Origin of the sequence: Thermus thalpophilus (assembly GCF_022760915.1) — a bacterium.
GTDB lineage: Bacteria > Deinococcota > Deinococci > Deinococcales > Thermaceae > Thermus > Thermus thalpophilus.
The window spans coordinates 1-7,357 of record NZ_JAKTNS010000058.1 but is presented as its reverse complement, the minus strand read 5'-3'; the positions used below and the strand labels follow the sequence as shown (position 1 = coordinate 7,357).

Genomic DNA, 7,357 nt, shown 5'->3' with positions numbered 1-7,357 from the left:
AAGATCGTCTAGAGCTCATCCCTCAAGAATACCACCCTTTTACGACAGCCTCTTAAGCCATGCGTGCCCTGGCAGCCCTTTTTCCCCTCCTCTCTCTGGCGTTGGGGCTTTCCTTACCCCAGGCGTTGAGGCTCCTTCCCCAAAGCCCAGGTTTCCTGGCTCTCAGGGCCCAGTATGCTCAGGCCGAAGCCGCTTATCAGGCAGCCCGGGCGGCTGTCGGTTTCAAGGTTTCTGCCGGAGGCAACCTAGGGTACCTAGCCATGGCAGGGCAGAACACCCTGAGCGAAGGCCTCACGGCAAGCCTTAGCCTTCTCACCCTACCCTACGGCCCCGCCTACGAAACACTCCGCCAGGCCACTCGAGCGCTGGAGCGGGCAGCTTTAACCCGGGAAATGGGAGAGATGGACCTTCTCCTAAGCTTCCTACAGCAGTACTTCAGCGCTTACTTAACCGTTAAGAATCTGGATCTGGCCCAGAAGGCTTTGGTGGTTGCCCAGGAGGCCTACCGCGTAGCCCAGGCCGAGTACCGGGAAGGGCAGCTTTCTGAGCAGGGACTCAAGCAAGCAGAAGCCGACTTGGCCCGGGCCCAGGCCCAAGCCCAACAGGCTCAGGCCCAGGAAACCGCAGCCCGGGCTTCCCTCTACGCCACTTTGGGCCAGGCCTCAGGGTCTCCCCCCACTACACCGCCCCCGCCGCCTCCACCTCCTCCTAGCCTGGATGAGGCTCTAAAGGCCCTCTCCAGCCGACCCGAGGTGCTCCGGGCGCAAAACTCTCTCAAGGATGCAGAAGAGGCCCTAGCCTATGCCGAGAAGGCCCGGTGGCTTCCCCAAGGAACCCTGGGGCTGAGCTATGGCCAGGTGAGCTCCACCACCACGGGCTCCAGCCTCGGCCTAAGCCTCAACCTCGGGACCGGACAGGTGGGAGCCACGGCCACCTACGTCCCAGGAGCTAGTGGGTCCCAGGGTTTCCGGGCCAGCCTGGCCCTCAATGTCCCTCTCCTTGCCCCCGACCTCGATGCCAGCCTAGCCCAGGCGCAGGCTAACCTGGAGGCGCAAAAGGCTGCCCTAGCCCAGGCACTCGCTGCAGCCGAGGCGGAGGTCCGGGGGCGCCACGCCGGCTATCTGGCGGCCTTAGCCCAGCTGGAGGCGGCACAAAAGGCACTATCGGCCTCGAACCAGGTCCTAGAAGATACCCAAAAGCGCCTTCGGGCGGGCCTTACCACTCCCCTCGGGGTGGCCCAGGCGGAAACCAACCAGCTCCAGGCGGCCTACAACTTGGAAAGCGCCCGGGTAAACGCCTATTTGGCCTACCTCTCTTTAAGGCGCGCTCTCGGCCAGCTACGGCTGGAAGACTATCTAAGGGAGGTGCACCCGTGAAGAGGCTTGCGGTTTTGAGCGTTTCGGCCCTCGCGTTAAGCGGTATGGCCCAGAATCCAGGGCCCCTGAGCCTAGAGAAGGTCCTAGAGGCCGCCTTCCAAGGAAACCCCACCTTACAGTCGGCCCAGGTGGCCCTGCAAAACGCCGAGATCCAGCTCAAGGCCAAGGAACAGGACCCCACCACCCTGATCCTCGACCTCACCCAAGCGCGGCAGGCGTATGCCTTGAGCCAAGCCAATCTTGCCTACACCCGACTCCAGGTGTTGCGGGACGTGGTAAACGCGTACCTCTCCCTCTTTGAGAACCAGCAGAATATTGGGGTGCTCAAAGCCCAGGTGGCCCTAGCGGAGCGGAACCTGCAGGTGGCCAAGGCCAGGCAGGCTGCAGGCAACGCCACCAGCTTGGACGTGGCCAGAGCCCAGGCCACCCTCGACACCGCCCGGCAAAACCTGGCCACCGCCCAGGGTCAGACCCCCATACTGGCCGCCCAGCTCGCCGTCCTCCTGGGGCTTTCCGATCTTGGCCCCACCCCCCTTGCTCCCCCGCCTGAGCCCCCGCGGTTGCAGGTGGACCTGGAAACCCTAAGCAGAGGGGTGCTGGAGAAGCTCCCCCAGGTCCTCCAGGCCCAACAAGCTGTGGCCTACAATGAGCTCCAGGTAAAGCTTTACGACAACGATTACACTCCAGCCCTCGCCCTCAAGACCGCCCAGCTTTCCTTGCAGAACAACCGCAAAGCCCTGAGCGTGGCGGAACAGAACGCCCTCACCAGCCTTAAAAACGCCTACCAGGCAGCCCAGGCTGCCTACGGAGCCATCGCCCTGGCGCAAAGCAGCCTGGAAAACGCCAAGAAGGTGCTGGAACAGGACCAGGCCGCCTATCGAGCGGGAACGGTTTCGGCCCTGCAAGTGGAGACGGACCAGGTTTCGGTCCTCACCGCAGAGTACAGTCTTCTCCAGGCAAAAAACGCCTACTGGCGGGCCCTCCTTGCCCTATCCCTGGCGGCGGGGGAGGACTTGACAGGCCTCCAGAGGTGAGCCATGGCACGGCGCATCGCCCTTTTTCTCCTGGTGTTGGTGCTGGGCATACTTTTGGGGCGACTAAGCCTTCCCGCCTCTTCTGGGGAAGGCTCGGCTTCTTCGCAAGCCCTGCGGACGGCGACCCGTAGCTCCCAAAGCGACCAAGCCATCCCCCCAAACCGGGGAGGGAACACCGGCCCCATGGGGGTGCGCCTCCAGGTCCAGCTGGCGGAGGCCAGGGCTGGGACCCTCACCGCAAGCCGCCAGTTGGCGGGCACGGTTACCCCCTACCTCCAGGTCAACGTACCCGCCCAGGTGGGTGGAGTGGTGGCCCGAGTGCTCAAGGCTCCGGGAGACCGGGTGGCGCAGGGCGAGGCCGTGGTCCAGCTGGATCCCACCAATCTGGAGATATCCTTACGGAACGCCCGGGCGGCCCTAAAGGCGGCGGAGATCAACCTGGCCGCCCAAACCCGGGCTACCCAGGAGGCCAGGGACCGCCTTAAGGCCCAGGTAGTCCAAGCGGAAGCCGCTTACCAGGCTGCCCAGAAGGCCTACGAATCGGCCCGACGGGTCCATGCCTTGGGGGGGCTCTCCGACGCTGAGCTCGCGCAGGCCCAGGCCAACCTGGCCCAGGCCCAGGCAAACCTCGAGGCGCAGAGGGCCGCCCTTGCCCAGAACGAGCGGGCTGGGGAGGAAACCCTAGCCGCCCTCCGGGTGGCGGTGGAGCAGGCCCAAAACCAGGTGGCCCAGGCGGAGGTCAACCTGCAGAACGCCACCCTCCGCGCCCCCTTCGCTGGGGAGATCCTCTCCATCGCCGCGGTAATAGGGGGGTACCTGGCCCCCGGGGCCACGGCCTTCACCCTGGTCCAAGGGCGAAGGGTCCAGTTCAGCGTGCCGCCGGAGGAGGCGGCCCACCTTCCCGTGGGCACCCCCGTATCGTTCAACTTCGCGGGAAGGAGTTATCCGGCCCGCGTGGACCAGAACCCCGGCGGGACCGTCTCGGGAACCGTTCCCCTTACCGCCCGGCTGGAAGCCTCGTCTCAGGAAATCCTTCCCCCTGGGGCGGCGGGCACGGTGACGTACACCGTGAGCCTGGCCCAGGGGGTTTTGGTCCCAGTGACAGCTCTGCAGTCAGATGGGGCCGAACTTTTCGTGTACGCCGTCGAGAAGGGGGTGGCCAGACGCAAGGGGGTACACCTGCTGGCCCAAGCCCAGGATTTGGTGGCGGTGGCGGGGCTTGCCCCCGGAACCCAAGTGGTGGTGAACCCGCCTCCCGGGCTTCTAGACGGGACGCCGGTGGGGGGCCAAGGAACCCAGAAGGGCCCAGGAACACAGAGGGGCCCAGGCGGGAGACAAGGGAGGCAAGGGAGGTAAGCCGTGGTGCCCGTCAACCCCTTCGTACGCTTCTTCGTGACCCGCTACGTCTTCTCCATCGGCCTCTTCGGGGCCGTGGTGGCCTTTGGCTTTCTGGCCACGCAAAACCTGGGGGTGGATCTCCTCCCCTCGGTGAACATCCCCGTGGTTTCGGTGACGGTCCAGTATCCGGGGGCAAGCCCCCTGACGGTGGACCAGCAGGTAACCCAGGTCCTGGAAAACGCCGTAAGCCGCCTTTCGGGAATCAGCCAGATCAGTGCCACGAGCAGCCAGGGCTTTAGCCGGGTGGTGGTTTCCTTCGGTCCAGACACAGACCGGGTGAGCGCCATCAACCAGGTGGCAGCCCAGGTGGCGGCCGCAACCCGGAGCCTTCCCTCGGGCACCACGCCTCCCACCGTCCAGAGCTTCGACCCCAACGCCCAGCCCGTCCTAGAGTTCGGCCTCTACGCGCCTGGGAAGAACCTGGAGGAGGTCAACGCCTACGCCCAAGACATCCTCGTGCCCCTTTTGCAGCAGGTAACGGGGGTGGCCAACGTCTCCCTGCTGGGGGGACCTGAGCGGGGGGTATGGGTCTACCTAGACCCAGCCAAGTTGGCCTACTACCACCTAACCCCGAATCAGGTGGCCCAGGCCCTTCAGGCCTCCACGGTGGAAAGCCCCATCGGTAGCCTCACCCGCTCGGGCACCACCCTAAGCGTGGCCACCCGGGGCGTGCCCCAAAGCGGCGAGGAAGTGGGAAACCTTCTGGTTGATGCCAGCCGAGGGGTAAGGGTGCGGGATCTCGGACGGGTACAGGTACAGGCGGAGACCGGGACGTACGTTCGGGTCAACGGCCGCCCCGTGGTCTTGGTGTCCATCCAACAGGCTTCGGGAAGCAACGCCGTGGCCGTGGTGGACGGGGTCAAGCGGGCCCTGAAGCAGGTCCATCTTCCCGAGGGCTACCAGGTCCTCTATAGCAACGACACCACCTTGCCCATCCGAGCCTCCGTGGAAAGGACCTACCGGGAACTCTTCCTGACGGCGGTGGTGGTGGCCGTGGTGGTCCTCCTCTTCCTGGGGCGACTCAACACGGCTTTTACCGTAATCCTGGCCATCCCCATCTCCCTTTCCGCCGCCCCTATCCTCTACCAGCTTTTGGGCTTCAGCTTCAATCTGGTTTCCCTACTCGCCCTCATCGTGGCCATCGGCATCGTGGTGGATGACTCCATTGTGGTGGCGGAAAACGTAGAGCGCCACCGGGCCCAAGGCCTGGACCGGATGCGGGCGGTCCTGGTGGGGGCGAGTGAAGTCTTCTCTGCAGTAGCGGCAGCAAGCCTTTCCATCCTGGCTGTCCTCCTACCGGTGAGCTTCGTGGGGGGATTCGCCGGCCGGTACGTGCAGCAGTTTGCTCTAGGGTTGGCGGCGGCGGTGGCGATGTCCTGGTTGGAAGCCCTCCTCTTCCTCACAGTGCGCATGGCCTACACCCCAGACGCCGAGCCCATCACCTGGGCAAGGGCATGGATGCGCCTTCGGGCATTGCCTGAGGATTTGGCCTACGGCCTGAAAGCCTTCCGGCAACCAGGGTGGCTTGTCCTTCTTTCGGGACTTGCCCTCCTCCTGCTACGCCGAAATCCGGCTCTCCTTCCCCTCCTCCTCCTTTACCCCTTGGCCTTAGGGCTTGGACGCTACCTCCTGGCAAGCCTGCTGGCGGTCCTCGAAGCCCTCACGCTCACCCTCCACGGGTATACGGAAACGGTGCTAGAAAGCGTACGCCATGCCTACGCCCGAAGCCTGCCGGGACTATTGGACCGGGCTCCTTGGATCCTGGGGGGAAGTCTCCTGTTCTTCGCCCTGGTAGCAGGCCTCCTCCTGCCAAAAATTCCCTTCAACTTTACCCCCCAAAGCGACTCGGGCTATGTCCGCGCCCGGCTAAGCCTCCCCTCCAGCACCTCCCTAAGCCGGGCCAACGCCCTGGCAGGCCGGCTGGAGGGGTACTTCCTCTTCCGCCCCGAGGTGGCCACGGTCCAGACGGAGGTCTCTGGCAACGGAGTGATCTTCGTCATTGGCCTAAAGCCCTATGGGCAAAGACCGAGCCTTTTCCAGCTCCTTCCCCTCTACCAGCAAGGGATACGGGCCCTCCTCCAGGACGAGCCTTCGGCCCGCTTTCTGGTTTTCGGGGCCGGCGGTGGGGGCGGGGGAGGCTTCCAGGGAACGAGCCTCAGCGTAAACCTGGCTTCCACTAGCCAGACTCTCCTCAAGAATCGGCTGGAAAAAGCTATCGCCTTGCTATCCCAGGAGCCCGAACTTCTTGGGGTGACGCCCGATACCACGCCCGCAAGCCTTCAATTCACCTTTCGTCCTGACCCCAACCGCCTGCAAGGAACGGGCCTCACCCCGAGCCAAGTGGCCCAGCTCCTCCAAGGGGCGGTCCAGGGGGTAACGGGAGGTCAAGTGGAACTTCAGGGCCTCACCTACCCCATCACCGTGCAACTAGCTCCTGAAAGGCTCTCCGATATTGAGGCTCTCCTCAGCCTGCCCGTGCCCACCGCCTCCGGGATTCTCCCCGTGCGGTCCCTGGGCGTCCTGGTCCCTGAAGAAGCCCCCGCCAGCATCCAACGCCAGAACCGGCTCTACGTGGCCCAGATCACCATCAGTCCCAGCCCTACCGCCCCGCCCCCCACGCTTCTTCTGGACCGCCTAAACCGCATCCTGACCAAGGCAGGCATTCTGGATAGCCAGGTGGTGCTGACGGAGGCGCAAGCCTTCGGCCCTGCGCAGATGGCCCGTCAGCTCCAGGGCCAGGGCAGCTTCCTCTTTCTCTTGGCCTTCTTCATGGCCTATCTGGTAATGGGGGCCCAGTTTAACTCTTTCCGCTATCCCCTCTACCTACTCCTGCCAGTACCCTTGGCCATCGCCGGTGCCCTCCTATTCCTCTACCTTACCGGGAATAGCTTGGACATCTTTGGTGTCTTGGGCTTTCTCCTCCTTATTGGCCTTTCTGCTAAGAACGCCATCCTTTACCTGGACTTCGTAAGTGAAAGACTGGGGCGTATGCCTCTAAAGCAAGCCCTGGTAGAGGCAGCCTACCTCCGCTTCCGTCCCATCGTCATGACAACCCTCACCGTCTTCGTCATCAGCCTCCCTCTTCTCTTCGGTAGAGGAGCCGGGTCAGAGTTTGGCCAGGGGCTTGGGGTGGTGATGTTCGGAGGAATTCTGGTTTCGGCCCTCCTCACTTTCTTCGTCGTGCCTGCGGCCTTTTACCTCTTTGAACGGAACCGAGTTCCTGAGGGGACGCAGGTTGTAACGTGACGAACCGCGTTCTTCGGAGCGGGATTGCAAGCTAGGCGTCGCTTGACCTGGGTTTAAGAGCCCGTTAGCGCAATCCCCATCCCCGAGGTCTTCGGCAAGACGGAGACAGGCGCCAGTAACCCGAGCCCTGGCCTGGAGGTTGAGCGCCGAAACCTTATCTCGGTGCAGGAGAGGCCCACAAACGGGAGGGGTGAATTCCTTTACTCAGGTCTGGACTTACGCAGCCCCCACCTGCGGGTCGTGTCAAGAGTTATGTGTAAGAGTCTGTGTACGGGGGGCATACCGCTCCTGAAGCATCTTCTC

4 protein-coding genes are annotated in these 7,357 nt (G+C 63.8%); all 4 read left to right on the top strand.

All coding sequences use genetic code 11. The features are described from left to right. The first annotated feature begins 59 nt into the window (after positions 1–59). From L0D17_RS12585 to L0D17_RS13825, 4 genes are read left to right on the top strand one after another with little or no spacing between them, the layout of a single operon-like run. Complete coding sequence (locus L0D17_RS12585) at positions 60–1,376, top strand: TolC family protein (protein WP_243095623.1); 1,317 nt, start codon at positions 60–62, stop codon at positions 1,374–1,376. Then, a complete protein-coding gene (locus tag L0D17_RS12580) occupies positions 1,373–2,410 on the top strand; it encodes a TolC family protein (RefSeq protein ID WP_243095622.1) in 1,038 nt (345 codons plus the stop codon). The genes L0D17_RS12585 and L0D17_RS12580 overlap by 4 nt, the downstream gene beginning before the upstream one ends. A 3-nt stretch (positions 2,411–2,413) precedes the next feature. Next, positions 2,414–3,766, top strand: a complete 1,353-nt coding sequence (locus L0D17_RS12575; RefSeq protein WP_243095621.1) for an efflux RND transporter periplasmic adaptor subunit — start codon at positions 2,414–2,416, stop codon at positions 3,764–3,766. A 3-nt stretch (positions 3,767–3,769) separates the two neighbouring features. Then, entirely contained in the window at positions 3,770–7,054 is a 3,285-nt protein-coding gene (locus L0D17_RS13825; RefSeq protein WP_243095620.1) for an efflux RND transporter permease subunit, read from the top strand. Positions 7,055–7,357: the final 303 nt, after the last annotated feature.

Coding starts and splice junctions, on each gene's coding strand:
- L0D17_RS12585 (WP_243095623.1), top strand. CDS start 60: ATGCGTGCCCTGGCAGCCCTTTTTCCCCTCCTCTCTCTGGCGTTGGGG.
- L0D17_RS12575 (WP_243095621.1), top strand. CDS start 2,414: ATGGCACGGCGCATCGCCCTTTTTCTCCTGGTGTTGGTGCTGGGCATA.